The 18181-nt window shown below is 53.7% G+C and carries 14 protein-coding genes; 5 read left to right on the top strand and 9 right to left on the bottom strand.

What is annotated here, in order from left to right:
* Window positions 1–103 precede the first annotated feature (103 nt).
* The 4 genes from IP582_RS10380 to IP582_RS10395 form a co-directional block, all read right to left on the bottom strand.
* Window positions 104–1789, bottom strand: coding sequence for an NAD-dependent malic enzyme (locus IP582_RS10380; RefSeq protein WP_193795871.1), 1686 nt, complete (start codon window positions 1787–1789; stop codon window positions 104–106).
* Between the two features lie 184 nt (window positions 1790–1973).
* Window positions 1974–2912, bottom strand: coding sequence for an AEC family transporter (locus tag IP582_RS10385; protein ID WP_047370704.1), 939 nt, complete (start codon window positions 2910–2912; stop codon window positions 1974–1976).
* 215 nt (window positions 2913–3127) lie between these two features.
* Window positions 3128–4777 (bottom strand): class I fumarate hydratase FumA, encoded by a 1650-nt coding sequence (gene fumA, locus IP582_RS10390; protein ID WP_193795872.1) that lies wholly within the window; start codon window positions 4775–4777, stop codon window positions 3128–3130.
* Between the two features lie 90 nt (window positions 4778–4867).
* Window positions 4868–6379: an anion permease gene (locus IP582_RS10395; RefSeq protein WP_039079340.1), complete on the bottom strand. Its 1512-nt coding sequence runs from the start codon at window positions 6377–6379 to the stop codon at window positions 4868–4870.
* A 637-nt stretch (window positions 6380–7016) separates the two neighbouring features.
* Here IP582_RS10395 and IP582_RS10400 point away from each other — a divergent pair.
* Together IP582_RS10400 and IP582_RS10405 are read left to right on the top strand one after the other, a co-directional pair.
* The gene (locus tag IP582_RS10400; protein WP_193795873.1) at window positions 7017–9800 is read left to right on the top strand and encodes a flavocytochrome c; all 2784 of its coding nucleotides are present in this window, start codon (window positions 7017–7019) and stop codon (window positions 9798–9800) included.
* Window positions 9801–9844: 44 nt separating this feature from the next.
* Complete coding sequence (locus tag IP582_RS10405; protein ID WP_079496627.1) at window positions 9845–10813, top strand: FAD:protein FMN transferase; 969 nt, start codon at window positions 9845–9847, stop codon at window positions 10811–10813.
* Here the strand turns inward: IP582_RS10405 and dcuR are convergent.
* The gene (dcuR, locus tag IP582_RS10410) at window positions 10794–11513 is read right to left on the bottom strand and encodes a two-component system response regulator DcuR (protein WP_039079337.1); all 720 of its coding nucleotides are present in this window, start codon (window positions 11511–11513) and stop codon (window positions 10794–10796) included. The two genes, IP582_RS10405 and dcuR, sit on opposite strands and share 20 nt — an antisense overlap.
* Window positions 11510–13087, bottom strand: a complete 1578-nt coding sequence (locus IP582_RS10415) for a sensor histidine kinase (protein ID WP_228007964.1) — start codon at window positions 13085–13087, stop codon at window positions 11510–11512. Before IP582_RS10415 ends, dcuR begins: the two co-directional genes overlap by 4 nt.
* 218 nt (window positions 13088–13305) lie before the next feature.
* On the opposite strand from IP582_RS10415, the gene IP582_RS10420 reads away from it, so the two are divergent.
* Window positions 13306–14178 carry an N-acetylmuramic acid 6-phosphate etherase gene (locus IP582_RS10420; protein ID WP_193796232.1) on the top strand — a complete coding sequence of 291 codons (873 nt, stop codon included), beginning with the start codon at window positions 13306–13308 and terminating at the stop codon, window positions 14176–14178.
* A gap of 134 nt (window positions 14179–14312) precedes the next feature.
* Here IP582_RS10420 and IP582_RS10425 read toward each other — a convergent pair whose 3' ends face one another.
* Window positions 14313–14795: an RES family NAD+ phosphorylase gene (locus IP582_RS10425; RefSeq protein WP_193795875.1), complete on the bottom strand. Its 483-nt coding sequence runs from the start codon at window positions 14793–14795 to the stop codon at window positions 14313–14315.
* A 130-nt stretch (window positions 14796–14925) separates the two neighbouring features.
* Window positions 14926–15819 (bottom strand): LysR family transcriptional regulator, encoded by an 894-nt coding sequence (locus IP582_RS10430; protein ID WP_193795876.1) that lies wholly within the window; start codon window positions 15817–15819, stop codon window positions 14926–14928.
* 250 nt (window positions 15820–16069) lie between these two features.
* On the opposite strand from IP582_RS10430, the gene IP582_RS10435 reads away from it, so the two are divergent.
* Window positions 16070–17251 carry an MFS transporter gene (locus IP582_RS10435; protein WP_193795877.1) on the top strand — a complete coding sequence of 394 codons (1182 nt, stop codon included), beginning with the start codon at window positions 16070–16072 and terminating at the stop codon, window positions 17249–17251.
* 86 nt (window positions 17252–17337) lie between these two features.
* On the opposite strand, the gene IP582_RS25315 is transcribed toward IP582_RS10435, so the two are convergent.
* Window positions 17338–17481, bottom strand: coding sequence for a glyoxalase superfamily protein (locus IP582_RS25315; protein WP_255520041.1), 144 nt, complete (start codon window positions 17479–17481; stop codon window positions 17338–17340).
* 148 nt (window positions 17482–17629) lie between these two features.
* On the opposite strand from IP582_RS25315, the gene IP582_RS10440 reads away from it, so the two are divergent.
* Entirely contained in the window at window positions 17630–18145 is a 516-nt protein-coding gene (locus tag IP582_RS10440) for a GNAT family N-acetyltransferase (protein WP_039079332.1), read from the top strand.
* Window positions 18146–18181 lie beyond the last annotated feature (36 nt).

An 18181-nucleotide genomic window follows, 5' to 3' on the forward strand; every position in this document is an offset into this window, starting at 1 on the left:
TTGTCCTCCGTTTAGGGTATGTCAAAAATTATAAAATCCGCCATGTTTACTCACGGTCTACGGCCTGAAAGCAGGGGAGATCCTTTCCCCTGTCTGCGCGGGTTTAGAACGATGCGCGTTTATAGGGGGCGTATTGCGCTTCCCAGAAGGTTTTCTCGATTGCCGCATGCAGTTCGTCGTCGCTGGCCTGCGGGGCAACGCCATCCTGCTGAGCCGCACGCGCAGTGGCTAACGCAATGGCTCGTGAAATCTCAGCAATATCTTCCACTGCCGGTAACAGACCGCCGCGCTCCAGGGTGGCCTGCGGTGAATGGGCGGCCAGCGCCTGGCTTGCGGCCATCAACATATTTTCCGTTACCCGCTTTGCGTTACCAGCGAGGATCCCAAGCCCCAGCCCCGGGAAAATGTAGGCGTTGTTGCACTGGGCAATCTCGTAGACCGCGCCATCGTAATGCACCGGCGCAAACGGGCTGCCGGTGGCAATCAGCGCTGCGCCCTGGGTCCATTCAATCAGGTCACGCGGCTGCGCTTCCGCCCGGGAGGTGGGGTTGGAGAGCGGCATAATGATCGGGCGCGGACAGTGGCTGTACATCTCTTTGACGATCTCTTCGCTGAACAGGCCCGGCTGACCGGAAACACCGATCATGACCGTCGGGTGGGCGTTACGCACCACATCCAGCAGAGAGATATTGTTCTGCTCCACATCCCAGTGGGCGATAGCCTCGCGCGGGGTCACCAGTTTTTGCTGGAAATCGAGCAGATTCGGCATGTCGTCCGTCAGCAGGCCGAAGCGGTCGACCATAAAGACGCGACCGCGCGCCTGGGCTTCGCTTAAGCCTGTTGAGACCATATAAGCAATGATTTTTTCCGCAATGCCGCAGCCTGCGGAGCCACCGCCTAAAAAGACGATCCGCTGATCCTGCAAATTGACGCCTGCGGTACGCGAGGCGGCGATCAGGGTGCCCAGCGTAACGGCGGCGGTGCCCTGAATGTCATCATTGAAGCAGCACAGTTTATCCCGGTAGCGGTTGAGCAATTTCGTCGCGTTCTTCTGGGCGAAATCTTCGAACTGTAAAAGGACATCCGGCCAGCGGGCTTTGACGGCATCGATGAACATGTCCATAAATTCCATGTACTGATCATCGCTAATACGCGGGTGCCGCCAGCCCATATAGAGCGGGTCGTCCAGGCGTTGGGCATTGTTGGTGCCGACGTCAAGCATGATAGGCAGGGTTGTAGCCGGGTTGATGCCGCCGCAGGCGGTATAGAGTGAGAGTTTGCCAATGGGAATCCCCATTCCGCCCACGCCCTGGTCGCCGAGGCCCAGAATGCGCTCACCGTCTGTCACCACAATGACGCGGATATCGTTACGTGAAAATTGTTGCAGCATCTCATCAATCTGGTGGCGGTTCGGCCAGGAGATAAACAGGCCACGGGCCCGGCGATAGATAGCGGAGAAATGCTCGCAGGCTTCGCCCACTGTCGGGGTATAAATGATTGGCAGCATTTCGCTTAAATGCGTACGCACCAGGTTATAAAATAATGTCTCGTTGGTATCCTGAATATTGCGCAAATAAACATGTTTTGAAATATCACGTTTGAAATCGCAAAATTGCGCCCATGCCCGGTCGGTTTGTTCTTTAATAGTTTCTACCGTGTCAGGGAGCAATCCATTTAAATTGAGTGCCTGGCGCTCTTCCTGGGTAAACGCCAGCCCTTTATTTAATAATGGGGTTTCCAGCAATACTGCGCCAGTATAGGGCGTGTACAGTATCTCTTTTTTTAACATGTTACGACTCCTGAATAAACACATACCTTGCCCGCAAAAACGGCAACGTATTGCCGCTATTAATGAGGTCGCCTGGTGTTGATGAAGTTACGCCATGCCATTCTAATCGCACATGGCGCTGACTTTGGGTTTGTTTAATTTATTAAAGCTTTAATTAGTTAAATAACATTTGTTGATACTTGATTTATGAAACCAAATATATCATGAACCCTTCGGTTATAACGCCCAACGCCGTCCCTAATAATATGGACGATGACGCCGATTCGACATAAGTATCACTGCGCAGGGCAAACATCCCGGCGGCAATAGCCGAAGGAGTGGCGCCAATAATCACAACCTGCTGCATCAGCGTATGATTCAGGCCGAACGCTAAGCCGGCAACGGCCATCATGATCGGCTGAATTAAATTTTTAATACCAATATTGGTACAGGTCTGAATGTTGAAAGAAGGGCGCTCGCCGTAAAACAGCAGACCGAGTGCGAAAAGCGATAAGCCACCGGCGATTTTGCCTACCATCTCAATCGGCGAGCTGAGCAGATGCGGCAACTTCACGCCCGCCAGGCTCAGCAGAATACCGGTTACCGGGATCCAGACGATAGGGTTACGCGCCGCTTTCCACAGATTTTGCAACACCATTTTCACCGGGTTCAGGTCTTCGGTGTGGTTTTTATCGCCCATACGGATAAGGACAATGGTCAGCGGAATCATGAATACGCTGGTCACCACGTTGCCAATCAGCACGCCTAAAAAGCCTTCCGGGCCGATTAATACCGCCAGTACCGGCGCGCCAAAATAGGCCATATCCGGGAAGGCGCAGACCAGTGATTGTATGGCACTGGTCTTAATATCGTGACGAAACACAAAACGGGACACAAGCAGGGTAAATAAATAAGACCCCATCAGACCAATAACCAGCACAGCCATAAATGACAGGTTCTGTATTTTCTCCGGGTCAGTATTTAATGCGCCAATAAAAAGATGAAAAGGCAGAGCGAAACGGATAACCACAGATGCCATGACATTGGCATCTTCACGTTTGGTATAGCCTAATTTTCCGCTCAACCAACCTAATACCATGATGAAAACTAAAGGGAACAAAGATTGAAGTAAAATTGATTGCATAAATTATCCTGTGCCAATGTTTTATTATAAGGGTACTGACAGTGGATAATTTAGCGGTCTCTTCTGTAATAGTGAGTGACGGTAGTCACACTCACTCCGCTTTAAATAATTACAGAATGCTTACTTTAGTTTAATTAGTGAGGGGAGATGATGTGCTAATAATATTGCTTTTGCGGAAAATCGCAAGCCGGAAAATACCGGCCTGCGTAAGATAATTATTTCATTGCACAGTTAGCGCATTGTTTATTCTGGATCTGCTGGAAAAAGTCATTGCCTTTATCATCAACCAGAATGAAGGCCGGGAAGTCTTCCACCTCGATTTTCCAGATAGCCTCCATTCCCAGCTCTGGGTAGGCCACACACTCAAGGCTTTTAATACTCTGCTGCGCCAGTACCGCCGCCGGGCCGCCAATGCTGCCGAGGTAAAAGCCGCCATGTTTATGGCAGGCATCGGTCACCTGCTGGCTGCGGTTGCCTTTTGCCAGCATCACCATGCTTGCACCCTGCGCCTGCAACTGATCGACATAAGAGTCCATACGCCCGGCAGTGGTCGGGCCGAGGGAGCCGGAGGCATAGCCTTCCGGTGTTTTCGCCGGGCCTGCGTAATAAATCGGATGATCTTTCACATACTGCGGCAGTTCTTCGCCACGATCGATGATCTCCTGCAATTTCGCATGGGCGATGTCGCGGGCGACGATGATCGTGCCGGAGAGGGAGAGGCGGGTGGAGACCGGGTGCTGTGACAGTTGTTTAAGAATGTCAGCCATCGGTTGATTGAGGTCGACTTTTACCGCATCGCCTTCGCCCGCTTCGCGCAGTGCCTGCGGAATGAATCTGCCCGGATTCGACTCCAGTTTTTCAATCCAGATACCGTCGCGGTTAATTTTGGCTTTGATATTGCGATCTGCTGAGCAGGAGACGCCCATGCCCACCGGGCAGGAGGCGCCGTGGCGCGGCAGGCGAATCACCCGGATATCATGAGCGAAGTATTTCCCGCCGAACTGCGCGCCGAGGCCAAGGTTTTGCGCCTCGATCATCAATTCTGCTTCCAGTTGCGTATCGCGGAACGCCTGACCATGTTCATTGCCTTCGGTCGGCAGTTCGTCATAGTAATGGGTGGAGGCGAGTTTGACCGTTTTCAGGGTGGATTCCGCAGACGTTCCGCCAATCACGAAGGCGATATGGTACGGCGGGCAGGCGGCAGTACCGAGGGTACGCATTTTTTCCACCAGGTATTTTTTCAGCTTCGCCGGAGTGATCAGCGCTTTGGTTTCCTGGTAAAGGTAGGTTTTGTTCGCCGAACCACCGCCTTTCGCCATACACAGGAACTTGTACTCGTCGCCATCCACGCTGTAGAGGTCAATCTGCGCAGGCAGGTTGGTGCCGGTATTCACCTCTTTGTACATATCCAGCGCCGCGTTTTGCGAGTAGCGCAGGTTATCTTCGGTATAGGTGTTGTAGACGCCGCGGGTCAGCGCCGCTTCATCACCGCCGCCGGTCCACACGCGCTGGCCTTTTTTACCCATGATGATCGCCGTGCCGGTGTCCTGGCAGGTCGGTAACACGCCTTTGGCGGCAATCTCGGAGTTACGCAGGAATTGCAGCGCCACATACTTGTCGTTTTCGCTGGCCTGCGGGTCGGTCAGAATAGTGGCTACCTGCTGCTGGTGCGCCTGACGCAGCATAAAGGCGGCGTCGTGGAAGGCCTGTTGCGCCAGCAGGGTGAGTGCCTGCGGCTCAACTTTCAGTATCTGCTGCCCCTCAAACTCGGCAACAGAAACATGCTCGCGGCTGAGGAGATAATATTCCGTATCGTCATGCGCCAGCGGGAAGGGATCCTGATAGTAAAACGGTTTCGTCGACATAGCTCTCTCGCTTTTTGTAAGGTTAGAGCCGCATACATCCATGCGGCAGCGACAAAAAAACGCCGCCGGAGCGTGTCCGGCGGCGAGGAATCAGAACATCATGGAAATCCACGGATAACCAATCAGCAGCAGGGCGGCCAGGAAGATGGCACCGAAAATGGTCCCCAGACGCCAGTAGTCTTTGGTGGGCAGGTAGCCGCTACCGTAGTAAATCGGGCTCGGACCGGTACCGTAAGGGGTGATAATCCCCATCACGCCCAGCGAGGTAACCATCACCAGCACAAACACTTGCATGTTCATCCCCGGAATGGTTGACGCGATGGTCAACATGGCGGGCAGCAGGGCGGTGGTGTGCGCCGTGGTACTGGCGAACAGGTAGTGCAGCAGATAAAACGCCAGCAGCAGAACAATGGTCGCCACGCCCGGTGAGACATTGCCCATCAGCGAACCGCCTTCTTTACCCAGCCATGCGATAAACCCGGTGGAGGAGAGGCCATCTGCCAGCGCCACCAGAGTGGCAAACCAGACGAAGGTGTTCCATGCGGCTTTGTTGCTGGTGATGTCGTTCCACTCCAGCACGCCGGTCCACAACATCAGCACGATAATAAGCAGTGCGGCGAGGGCCGGTTCCAGCCAGTTGGCGGCAAAGATCCACATCACCAACGCGGAGCAGACGAACACCAACAGCAGGATTTCGTTGCGCGACAGTTTGCCCAGTTTTTCCAGCTCACGACTGGCCCACAGCGGCACTTCATCGTTCACTTTTACTTCCGGCGGGTAGAACCAGTAGGCCAGCAGCGGCATGGTCAAAATCAGCAGAATACCCAGCGGCAGGAAGGCCAGGAACCAGGTCCCCCAGGAGATGTCGAGCCCGGTAATGCTTTTCACCAGTGCCAGTGAAAGCAGGTTTGGCGCCAGCGCGGACAGGAACATGGAGCTGGTAATACAGGCGGCGGTGATCGCCACCCACATCAGATAGGAGCCAATTTTACGTGCGCTCGGATCGTTGGGTTTTGAGCCGTACAACGGCGGCAGGTTGGCGATAATCGGGAAAATGGTGCCGCCACTGCGCGCGGTATTCGACGGTGTGAACGGTGCCAGCAACAGATCGGCGAAGGTAATGGCGTAGCCGAGTGTCAGGCTGCGACGGCCCAGATATTTCACCAGAATCAGCGCCAGGCGGCGGCCAAAGCGGGTCTTATCGTAACCGGCGGCAAACATAAAGGCGCCGAAGATAAGCCACACGGTGGAGTTGCTAAAACCGCTGACCGCCCACTTAAAGGACTGTGCGGCGAGTTTGAATTTTGGATCCACCAGTTGTTCCGGGCTGAACAGCAGCCACTGGCTGCACAGCGCAATCACGACAACACCGGTCATACCGATAACCGCGCCAGGCAGGGGCTCAAAGATAAGCCCGACGATCACACCCACGAAGATGGCGAAATAGTGCCATGCGAACGGCGGCAGACCTTGCGGAACAGGTACGAACAGCAGGAGTACTGCGACAATAACCGGTAGCGCCAGCATCAATAGCTTGCTCTGGTTACCACTCTTTTTACTACTCACCTGTGACGGTGCTAAAGCGGATGATTTCTCGTTCATAATAGCGTTCTAAGGTTGATAAGGATTCTGTTTTCACGCCAGACAATGGGAATTTAATGACTTTAGTTACAAAACTTTTTTTACTTATTAAATTCAACTCTGGCACATTAAATAAATGGGTGTTTCCCGCAATAAGCTTTACGAGGAATTAAAAATTGGGTCTGTTTCTATAATGCTGCTTTCGCTTTTTCGACAATTGATCGCGATCAAGAAAATTATCTAATGGTGTTATTGTATTCCGCCAATATAAAAAATATCGGTGTTTTGTGGTTTTTGCTGAATCGATACACTTTTTGTCAAAACCTGTGGGTATTAATTATGGTTTTTACCCGAATAATTTTTTTTAATTTATTGATTTTATTGTATTTTGCCTCTTTTATTTCAGCCTGTAGTACTTACCTGTTAGTAACTTGTAAGTTATATTTGTTAGCGCAAATGTTAATTCTATTTTATTTAAATAATAACACCTTTGAGTTAGCGATGTTATTGAGTGTATTAAATAGTTTTTTAACTAAAGTAAGCAATTAAGAAACTAAAGAAATTATTATATTAAAGACATGTATTCGGCAAAAACGACAACGAAAATAATGTCCGATAAGAATTCTCAAATTTCACTTTTAAAGTTTGGAGTTTATTTATGAGCCATTACTCGCAAATTCTCACCCCCTTTACACTACCGAATGGTACCGAGCTTAAAAATCGTCTGCTGATGGCACCTATGACCACCTGCACAGGCTATTTTGACGGTACGGTCAGCAGCGAGCTTATCGAGTACTACCGTGAGCGTGCCGGGGCTATCGGGGCGGTGATTGTCGAATGCTGCTTTGTTGATAGCCTGGGCCTCGCGTTCCCTGGCGCCATCGGGATTGATAACGATGCAAAAGTGGCCGGGCTGGCGAAAATTGCTGACGCCATTAAATCCAAAGGATCGAAAGCTATCCTGCAGATTTACCACGGCGGCCGCATGGTCGACCCGAAACTGATCGGTGGTCGCACGCCGGTTGGCCCAAGTGCGCTGGCGGCACCGCGTGACGGCGCGGCTACCCCGGTCGCCCTGACGACTCAGGAAGTGGAAGAGATGGTCGCGAAGTTCGGTGACGCCGTACGCCGCGCCATTCTCGCGGGTTTTGATGGCGTCGAGCTACACGGCGCGAACACCTATCTCATTCAGCAGTTCTATTCGCCAAACTCCAACCAGCGTGATGACGAGTGGGGCGGTAGCCGCGACAACCGTGCGAAATTCCCGCTGGCGGTGCTGGAGATCACTCACAAAATGGTCCGCCAGTATGCGGATGACGCCTTTATCATCGGTTATCGCTTCTCGCCGGAAGAGATGGAAGTGCCAGGGATCCGCTTTGATGACACCATGTATCTGCTGGAAAAACTGGCCGCGCGTGGCCTGGATTACCTGCACTTCTCCGTTGGCGCAACGCTGCGTCCTTCCATTGTTGAGACCACCGATCCCACACCGCTGATTGAAAAATATGTCGCCCTGCGTTCCGAAACCCTGGCCCAGGTGCCGGTGATGGGAGTGGGCGGCGTGGTGAACGCGGCTGACGCACAGGACGCGGTTGACCACGGCTATGACCTGATTGCCGTAGGGCGCGCCTGCATTGCTTATCCGGACTGGACGGATCGCATCATGCGGGGTGAAACGCTGGAGCTGTTCATCGACAGCACCCAGCGCGAAGCGTTGACCATCCCGGAACCGCTGTGGCGCTTTTCGCTGGTGGAGGCGATGATCCGCGACATGAGCATGGCGAACAAAAAATTCAAACCGGGCGTGTACACCGAAACCGTACAGGATGATACCCGCGAGCTGGTGCTCAATATCAGCCTTGAAACCGACCGTATCGCGGATATCGAACTGCTGTCAGGCTCGGGCGATGATGTGGATTTTGTCACCAGCTTTGATGAAATTCGTTCACGCATTCTGACCGCCAACAGCCCGCATGTGGATGCGATTTCCGGGGCAACCAGCCAGAGCGAATCGGTGAAAAAAGCCGTCTCCAAAGCGATGGTGAAATCGGGTAAAGCGCTGGCGCAGGAAGAGGGCGCGGACGACAGCACGCCGAAAAATTATGATGTGGTGGTGGTCGGCAGCGGCGGTGCCGGACTGGCGGCTGCGATCCAGGCGCATGACGAAGGCGCGCGCGTGCTGATTGTGGAGAAAATGCCAACCTTTGGCGGTAACACCATTAAAGCCTCTGCCGGGATGAATGCCGCAGAAACCCGCTTCCAGCGGGTGAAAGGCATTCAGGACAGCAAAGAGCTTTTCTATCAGGAGACGCTGAAAGGCGGCCAAAACCGCAACAACCCTGAGCTGCTGCGTTGTTTCGTGGAACATGCGCCGCAGGCCATCGAATGGCTGGCGAATCGCGGCATTATGCTTAACGACATCACCACCACTGGCGGCATGAGCATTGACCGCACCCACCGTCCGAAAGACGGTTCAGCGGTCGGCGGTTATCTGATTAGCGGTCTGGTTCGTAATGTGACGAAGCGCGGTATCGACGTGATGCTCGACACCTCGGTTGAAGAGATCCTCTGCGAGCAGGGTAAAGTGAGCGCGGTACGTCTGATCAATGACGAAAACGAAACCCTGACCATCGCGGTGAAAAGTGTGATTGTCGCCACCGGCGGCTTTAGCGCTAATAGCGAGATGGTGGTGAAATATCGCCCGGATCTTGAAGGTTTTGTCACCACCAACCACAAAGGGGCGACCGGGGCCGGTATTGCACTGCTTGAACATATCGGTGCAGGCACGGTGGACATGGGTGAAATTCAGATCCACCCGACGGTGGAACAGAACACCTCGTACCTGATTTCCGAATCGATTCGCGGCGGCGGGGCGATCCTCGTTAACCAGCAGGGCAACCGCTTCTTTAATGAAATGGAAACCCGCGACAAAGTCTCCGCGCAGATCATCGCCTTGCCGGAACATTACGCTTACATCGTGTTTGATGAACACGTACGGGCGAAAAACAAAGCGGCAGATGAGTATATCGCCCGCGGCTTTGTCACCAGCGCCAGCTCACCGCGTCAGTTAGCGGAGAAACTGGGGATGGATTATCATGCTTTCCTGGCGACGCTGGAGCGCTACAACGGCTTTGTTGAGCAGCAACACGACAGCGATTTTGGCCGTACCACCGCACTGCGTAACCCGATTAATGAAGGGCCGTTCCATGCGATCCGCATTGCGCCGGGGGTTCACCATACGATGGGCGGTGTAACCATTAACACTGAGACAGCGGTGCTGAATAAAGCGCAGCAGGTCATTCCGGGGGCGTTCGCCGCAGGCGAAGTGGCCGGGGGGATCCACGGTAGCAACCGCATCGGCGGTAATGCGGTGGCCGACATCATTATTTTTGGTTCACTGGCCGGGCACCATGCGGCAAACTGGGCGAAAGCGCAGGCCTGATGATAAGCCCCGGCAGAGACCGGGGCATTTTTTTAGGAGTGAATATGGAACAGCAAGAAGGTGTCTGGTCATACTCCGCCGTCCTGATGGGATCGCCGATCCTGCTCAAACTGTTCAGCCACAACCCCTCGCTTGCCGCCGACACCTTTCGCCTGATCAAACGCTATGAAGATCTGTTTACGGTCAACCGCACGCCTTCGCAGGTGATGGATATCAATCTGGCCGCCGGGCAGCATCCGGTGGCGGTTAGCCGTCCGGTCTTTGCGTTAATTGCCTGCGCGAAGGCGGCAAGTCTGGTCAAGGGCGGCTGCTTTAATCTGGCGATTGGCCCGCTGGTCAAGCGCTGGCGGATTGGTTTTCGCCACGACAACGCCGTACCGCCCGCTGAGGAACTGGCTGCACTGCTGGCGCTGACCGACCCACAAAACGTATTGCTGGACGAGGCCGCAGGCACGGTTTATCTGGCGCGTCCGGGGATGGAGATCGATCTGGGGGCGATTGCCAAAGGGTATATTGCTGACCGGGTACGCGATTTCCTGCGTCGCGAAGGGGTCACGCAGGCGTTGATTAATCTTGGCGGGAATGTGCATACGCTCGGCGCGCCGCAGGGCGGGTGGGGCATCGGACTGAAAAAGCCGTTTTCGACGGCGGATGCGCTGGTGGGGGTTATCGATGTGCAAGATAAATCGGTGGTCACGTCGGGAACCTATGAGCGCTACTTTGAGGTAGACGGCAAACGTTATCATCACATCCTTAACCCGGCGACGGGATACCCGCTCGACAACGAACTCGATAGTGTGACGGTGATTTCAACCGACTCACTCGATGGCGATATCTGGACCACGCTGCTTTATGGGATGGGGGTGGAACAAGGATGCCAGGCGCTGCGCAACAAGCCGGAGATCGAAGCAATCTTTGTCACAAAAGACCGGCGGGTGGTGGCCTCATCCACGCGTAATGTCCGTTTTACGCTAATGGATGATAGCTATACCTTTACTGACAGTACTGCTTAAGCAATCCGTACTGCTCTTCCAGCAGGCGATAACGATAGACCGGGCGACCCGTCACCCCATAGTGGATGGTGGTAAATAAAATGCCGATCTGCGCAAGCCACATCAAATACTTACGGCAGGAGACGCGGGAAATATTGACCGCGCTCGCCAGCTCATCGGTCGAAAACTCGATATCCGGGTGCGCATCAATCCACTGACAAATGGTTCGCAGCGTCTGCGGAGTAAGCCCTTTTGGTAAGCGTCGGGTATCGGCAACCTCCTGCGGCCCGCCGTGAAGCAGCCTGTCCACATCCGCCTGTTCGTAATACTGCTGCGCGCTCATCAGCTTCTTCTTTTCCTGCCAGTGGGTCAGGGCTTCTTCAAAGCGCGGAAACTGGAACGGTTTGATTAAATAATCCACCACGCCGTAGTGCATCGATGTCTGAATGGTCGCGGCATCGGAGGCGGAGGAGATCATGATGACGTCAATTTTCCGTCCGCTGGCGCGAATGATCGGGAGCAGTGACAGACCATTATCCTGCTGCATATAGACATCAAGCAGGATCAAATCGATATCCAGCGCCGGGTCGTTAATCATATTTTCGGCCTGACGCAGGGTGGAGGCGACACCGCAGCAGGTAAAGCCAGATAGCCGCGTGGTATAGACGCGGTTCAGCTCCGCCACCATGGCGTCGTCATCGACAATTAATACATTAATCACACGCTCTTCCTCTCACTGTCCCAGGGGAGTTGTACAAAAAATTGAGTAAATACGCCAGGTTCCGACTCCACCGTAATGCTGCCACCGAGATTTTCGCACTGCTGGCGGGCGAGGAACAGCCCGACGCCCCGGTTTTCGCCTTTGGTTGAGTAACCTTTGTGGAAAATAGCATCGATATGTTCCGGGGAGATACCGGGACCATCGTCGCTGACCTCGGCGCTTAACCAGCCGTTTTGATAGTGCAGCAACAGGCCAATTTCGCCATCGGATTGATCGGTCATGGCGTCGAGGGCGTTTTCAATAAGATTACCCAGTATGGTTACCAGCGCCGTCACCTGTTGCTGGTTGGGGTTATCCGGCACCAGGGATTCATTCGCCAGGGTCAGGATAACCCCGGCCTCTCTGGCACGATTGATTTTACCCAGCAGAAAACCTGCTACGACGGGCGTCTGTATCTGATGCTGCAGGGTGCCGATGTCGTTCTGATAACCTTCTGCCGTCTGTAACACATACTCTTCGAGCGTGTCATAACGCTTCATGTTGAGCAGGCCGAGGATCACGTGCAGCTTGTTCATAAACTCATGGGAGTGGGCGCGGAGAGCATCCACATAATTGACCATCCCGTCGAGACGTTGCAGTAGCTGGCTGATTTCGGTTTTATCCCTGAATGTGCTGACCGCGCCAATAACCCCGTCCTGGCCGCGCACGGGCACACTGTTACACAGCAGCAAATGCCCATTGCAGCCGATCTCCTGATCGGACAGCGGCTGTCCGCTTTGCAACACGGTTTGCAGGTCGGCAAACAGCGGCGTGTGGCGAATATCCCGGGTGCCGTGATTATTGGTGCTGAGCAACATCTGGCGCGCGGCCTGGTTGGCGAGGGTGATATTGCCCTCGCGATCAACGGCAATAACCCCCTCTTTGAGCGATTGCAGCATGGCCTGGCGCTGTTCAAACAGGGTGGAGATTTCATAAGGTTCCAGACCAAAAAGAATACGCTTGAGCACCCGGACCAGCGCCCAGATGCCAAGCGTGCCGACCATGGCGCTAAAGAGCATGGTGAGCAGCAATCCCCAGCGGCTATGGCTTATCTGTTTATCCACTTTACTGAGCGAGATACCGATGGCGACTACACCGATTTGCTGGTGTCGGGCATCAAATACCGGTGTAAAAACGCGCAGCGCCTCGGCGAGGACGCCGTGGTTGACCGAGACATTCTCCCGGCCATGCAGGGCGGGGATCAGATCATCACCAATAAAGTGTTTGCCAACTTCACTGGCCTCGCGATGTGATAAACGGATGCCGTCCATATCGGTCACGACGACAAACAGCAGATCGTTTCTGCGCTGTACCGCCTGGGCAAGGTCCTGCACCGTTTGGCTCCCGACAGGCATCGAGAGCGCGCGTTTGATCTCCGGTTCATCGGCAAGGGTGCGTGCAACGGCCATCGCAGTGTCCTTCACCCCTTCCCGGGTGACATTGGCGATCTGGACAAAATAGAGCGCGTAAACCACCAGTAACACCGAGCCAATAACGCTGCACAGCATCAGCGTAACCAGGGTACTGAGTTTCATGGTGCGCTTGCGCGAAGCAGGATGTGGATGCCTTCCGTTCACTGCGGCCTCAAAATCATTCACAGAAAGAGGGTAATTATCGCCGAAGGGGCGCATATCTCAAAGCGGCTAACGGCTTGTCACCTTTGAATTTATCCCCTCAGTTACGTGACACGTCTCGCAAGGCAATTATATGAATCGCTTTATAGTAGGGCAGGATAAATAAAAAGGAGGTAATGATGAGCACTTTGTTAACGGTAGCGGCGAAAGCGCGACGTAATGACCGGACAACGGAGATAGACAGACTCTCAACAGACGATGTCCTGCAACTCATTCATCAGGAAGATGTCGCTGCTCACGACGCGGTGGCGCACTGTTTGCCTGATGTAGCGAGAGTGGTTGAGCATGCCGTGGCGGCACTCAGTCGCGGCGGGCGAGTTGTCATTATCGGGGCCGGTGCCTCTGGCGAACTGGCGCAGCAGGCGATTAATGATTTTGCCCCGGACAGCCAGACACAGGTGCGTTGCATTGCGGTTAATGACACGCATGCCGACGACTACGACGGCGGGATCGGTGCCCTACAGGCGATAAATTTTAACCACAATGATGTGCTGCTGGCGCTCACGCTAAGCGGTAAAACGCCGTGGGTATGGGGCGCGCTGCGCCAGGCCAACGAGACCGGCGCAATGGTGGCGGTACTTACTTCCGATCAACATAGCGAAGCCGCAAGCCTCGGGGATATCGTGATTGCGCCGCCAACGGGCGCGGAAGTGGTTGCGGGTTACGGGAATCCCAAAGCGCGGCGCGCGCAGCAAACTATTCTGACCATGTTAACGACCACGCTTGCCATCCGCAGCGGCCGGGTATACAGCAACCTGCGGGTGGATATTCCGGCGACGGAAAATAAATGGCAGGAGCGCCAGATAGCGATCGTGATGGCGGCCAGTGATTGTTCACGCAAAGAGGCAAAAGCGGCGCTGGCAAGCTGCAATCAGCAGTGCAAAACCGCCATTCTGATGCTGCTCAGCGGCATGGATGCGTGGGATGCGAGCGAAGCACTACAGCGCAATAACGGCCATCTGCGCCTGGCACTGAAAGAGAAGAGAGAGTGAGTGTTCGGGTCACACGGCGCAGGTCATGTAGCCAGTGTTGTGGAGTAAAACCGTGAAAAACTGAGGCGCGTGGGTAAATCCACGCGCTCAGAAGCGCAAGACCATATGATAAAGAAATGGCTGCACGCTTCAATTCATTCAAGAAGAGACACCCGCGAACGCGTGTCATGATTCCAGCTAAAAAGCACCAGATGCCAGAGTCCCGGTGCTTTGCGGGAAGGGTCAATTAACCCCTTTACCCCAAGCGACGTCAGACGGTTACGCACATTCCACGACCGGGGAACACCACCTTCACGCACGATTTCCTGCCAGGGCGCAATGGCATCATTCAGGTCAATACCTGCGGCGCACAGCGCCTCAGCATTTCTGAGATCAATAATTTTATCGCTGGTAACACTAACCCTGACGATTTCAAGGCTGTGACTTCTGTTACCGCTGTGCGACTGCATGGCCGCTGCTACCCCTTCTGGCGAGGAACTGAGGTACAGCGTGGGTTGATGGCTGTCTGAATACCTGCCCGGCGCTCTGGAACCCGATAACGCAAAATGCCGATATGCGGGATCAATGGCTCGGTAAAAAACCCCGTCGATATCCGTTAAATAATTTGTCAGATCCATACGTTCTCTCACTTCTCTTCTGAGAAATACCCCCCTTCTGCGGGTGCCCGTCACCCATCTGGTTTGCCTGCCAGCACTGGGTATGCCTGGAAAGCACAAAAAGCGGCCACGATCGGTAGGTGCGAAATACTTATGGCATCGCCAGATGAGCTTTATGTTCATCAAATAATGCAATTAAGTGGTCGGCAACGACTCTGACCCGTCGTGACCCAGCTAAGTCTGAATGCATCACCAGCCATAACGGCTGATCCACACCAGGCTCGGGATTAACGCAGTGCAGACCGTTTTTCCTTGCCATAAAGTGCGGCAAAACGCCTAAACCGAGACCCGCTAAAACGGCGGAGACCTGTGCCGCGAGCGTGTTTGCTTCCAGCCTGCATGGCCTGCCGCGAAGCATTCGCGTTATCCAGCGCGCCGCAGGCAGGTGTTGGTGTGATTCCGGCCAGCCTATATAGTGCGCATTTTGTAACGAGACTACCGCGGGCCCGCCAGACACTTTTTTTAGATATGCCTCAGCGCCGTATACGCCAAATCCCACCGTTCCCAGACGTTTTAGCGTCAGATTTCCGCTCTCTGGCTTGACCATGCGTATCGCTAAATCGGCATCTCTGCGATGCAGATTAACTGACTGCACGCCGCTGAGCACTTCCACCCGCAGTTCAGGATAGTTGTTCATCAGCCCTTCCAGCGAAGGCAGGATGAAATGCGTAGCCAGGTTGTCCGATGTTGCCAGCCGGACAAGCCCTGCAACATTACCCTGTAGTTTAGCTTTCTCACCAAAAGCGAGCCCCGCGTATTCCAGCGCTTCCGCCTGCTCCAGTAGCGCTTCACCATCATCCGTTAACCGGTATCCGCTCTGATGTCGGCTGAAAAGCGGCACGGACAGCGACTGCTCAAGCCTGTCCAGCCTTCTTGAAATCGTAGCGATGCCCATTTCCATTGCTTCTGCTGCGCCGCTCAACGTCCCCGCGCGGGCGATGGCCAGAAATATGCGCGTATCGTCCCAGTTAAAATTGGCACTCATAGTTTTTCCGTTTATGGAAAACGGCTCTCCATTTTCAGGTCTGTTTTATCGATTTTAACAAGTTAATACTGTCGTTCCCATAAGGAGATAAACATGAAAAAACCAACATTAACGCCATCGCTCAACCTGGCTGTCATCCCCATTGCCGGACCTCGATGCGCTGTTCAAAAAATGAAAGGCGCGGCTGCCTGAAATCACTAACCAAAAAACGCCTCAGTCACATTTCCACTTTTTTAAGAGTATTTATTTTATGAATGAAACGGCTGTACACGTAAGTTTCGTGCCGCTGCGCACCTGGCTGGCAGTTACCGTACTTGGGATCAGTGCATTTTCAATCGTGACAAGCGAACTTGCGCCGGTTGGTATGCTCAGTACCTTAGCAAAGGATTTGAATCAGACAGCATCCGGCGCGGGTCTTGTCGTGACCGCCTATGGCTGGGTTGGTGCGCTCGCAGCGCTGCTCTCCGGCGCGATACCCGCACGCATTTCCCGCAAGACTCTGCTTGTTGGCCTGATGCTTATTCTTGCTTTGTCCTGTATGGCTGCGACTTTTTCTTCTTCCATGAGCACATTTATGAGTGCGCGCATGGCCGGGGCGCTTGCGCACGGTGCGTTCTGGGCAATGATTGGCATAGTGGGCGCGCAGCTTGTTCCGGCGCAAAAGCTTGGGCTTGCCACCTCAATCATTTTTGGCGGCGTCTCGGCAGCCAGCGTTCTGGGTGTCCCTCTTTCGAGTTTTATTGCAAGCATGGCTGGATGGCGTAATGCCTTTATGCTCATTTCGCTGCTGGCGCTGGCTGCCGCCTGTGCATTATTCTGGACGCTTCCCGCACTGGCGGCGCCGCAGCCACTAAAGCTGCGTCTTTACTGTGGGCTATTCAAAAAACCGGTGCTCATGTCCCTGTATTGTGCAACAGCCTGCATTATTTCGGCCCATTTCGCGGCCTTCACCTATCTGGAACCCCTGTTGATGAAGGTCCATGGCGTACCGGCGGCTTCCGTCTCGGGTTTGCTGCTGGTGTTCGGGCTTTCTGGCCTGGCAGGGAATGTCATTGCCGGTAAGCTGATTGACCGGCATCTTAAAACGCTTATTTTCACGTCACTTCTTTTGAGTGCCCTCGCACTCGGTATGCTTGGTATGAGTAGCGTCGCACCTCTTCCTTTCTGGTTAATGGGGATGCTGCTTGCCTTGTGGGGAGCGGGTATTTCGATTGTATTCGTCGGGTTACAGACGTGGTTGCTTCATAGCGCCGGCGATGCCGCACAACCGGTGTCAGCCATTTACGTCGCAATTTTTAACGCAGCGATTGGAACCGGCGCGCTTGCGGGTGGCCAGGTGTTAGCCGTGACAGGCTTTCAGGGGCTGGCGTTACTGGCAGCAGGTATTATTGGGGGCAGTATGATGCTTGTACTGATGTTGAAAAAACCGTGAAGACGCACCAGGGAAAATTCGACTGCTGATAAAAACGCGGCGATGGCATAAGGGACGCAACAGATTTGCGCCCCTTACTTTAATAATTAGCTTTGACAGAAACGGAGCCGGTTGCCATAGGGATCATGGACTTCCATAACCTCTCCCCAATCCTGCTTGATGATTTCCGGGCGACCGTAACCATAATGTTTGTCGTGTAGTTCCTTTCTGAACAACGCAATATTGTTCATCGGGATAAATATCGTTGCGCCCCGTCTTGCTCACCGCAGAACTGACGCCCACTGAGTGCGAGTAGATGATGTTGCTTACATCATGATAAGTTGATTCAGGATGAGTAGGTCACCGAAGCCAACACCTTTACGTAAAAAGGAATGTCAGATGGATTTAGAAACCGCACGTCTAACGCTTGAACCTTATAATGACTCACACTACGAAGGCTTAAGAAGGATGGATAGCGATACCCGTGTGATGCGTTATATCAACCATGGTATTGCTAAAACACCCGAAGAGACCTGGGAAGGTATCAGACGTGTCCAGGCCCGTTGGGAGCAATACGGGTACTCGTGGTGGGTAATCAAAGAAAAAGCGTCCGGGGAGATCGTTGGTGCCGCCTGCCTCCAGCACCTGGCAAATGTGGATGGCGCGCCGTTAGAGATAGGCTGGCGACTCGTCCCGGAACATCATGGCAAAGGTTATGCAACAGAAGCCGCTAAAGCGATTATTGCTTTCGCGGTAGAGCGGACAGGCACCACGTATCTGGTGGCTGTTGCCGATCCTGACAATATCCCCTCGCATCGCGTTATGCAGCGCTTAGGCATGACCTATAAGGCAATAGAACAGCATTATGATGTGCCCTGCGTCGTTTATGAACTTACGCTTCAACGTTCTGAGTAAGGGTTATTAATCATTCCGGGGAGGCGAATATCCTTT

The organism is Citrobacter sp. BDA59-3, assembly GCF_015167655.1.
GTDB lineage: Bacteria > Pseudomonadota > Gammaproteobacteria > Enterobacterales > Enterobacteriaceae > Phytobacter > Phytobacter diazotrophicus.

Excerpts from the sequence above, each read along its gene's own strand:
- IP582_RS10380 (WP_193795871.1), bottom strand. The coding sequence starts at position 1,789 with ATGTTAAAAAAAGAGATACTGTACACGCCCTATACTGGCGCAGTATTG.
- IP582_RS10385 (WP_047370704.1), bottom strand. The coding sequence starts at position 2,912 with ATGCAATCAATTTTACTTCAATCTTTGTTCCCTTTAGTTTTCATCATG.
- fumA (WP_193795872.1), bottom strand. The coding sequence starts at position 4,777 with ATGTCGACGAAACCGTTTTACTATCAGGATCCCTTCCCGCTGGCGCAT.
- IP582_RS10395 (WP_039079340.1), bottom strand. The coding sequence starts at position 6,379 with ATGAACGAGAAATCATCCGCTTTAGCACCGTCACAGGTGAGTAGTAAA.
- IP582_RS10400 (WP_193795873.1), top strand. The coding sequence starts at position 7,017 with ATGAGCCATTACTCGCAAATTCTCACCCCCTTTACACTACCGAATGGT.
- IP582_RS10405 (WP_079496627.1), top strand. The coding sequence starts at position 9,845 with ATGGAACAGCAAGAAGGTGTCTGGTCATACTCCGCCGTCCTGATGGGA.
- IP582_RS10415 (WP_228007964.1), bottom strand. The coding sequence starts at position 13,087 with ATGAAACTCAGTACCCTGGTTACGCTGATGCTGTGCAGCGTTATTGGC.
- IP582_RS10420 (WP_193796232.1), top strand. The coding sequence starts at position 13,306 with ATGAGCACTTTGTTAACGGTAGCGGCGAAAGCGCGACGTAATGACCGG.
- IP582_RS10425 (WP_193795875.1), bottom strand. The coding sequence starts at position 14,795 with ATGGATCTGACAAATTATTTAACGGATATCGACGGGGTTTTTTACCGA.
- IP582_RS10430 (WP_193795876.1), bottom strand. The coding sequence starts at position 15,819 with ATGAGTGCCAATTTTAACTGGGACGATACGCGCATATTTCTGGCCATC.
- IP582_RS10435 (WP_193795877.1), top strand. The coding sequence starts at position 16,070 with ATGAATGAAACGGCTGTACACGTAAGTTTCGTGCCGCTGCGCACCTGG.
- IP582_RS25315 (WP_255520041.1), bottom strand. The coding sequence starts at position 17,481 with ATGAACAATATTGCGTTGTTCAGAAAGGAACTACACGACAAACATTAT.
- IP582_RS10440 (WP_039079332.1), top strand. The coding sequence starts at position 17,630 with ATGGATTTAGAAACCGCACGTCTAACGCTTGAACCTTATAATGACTCA.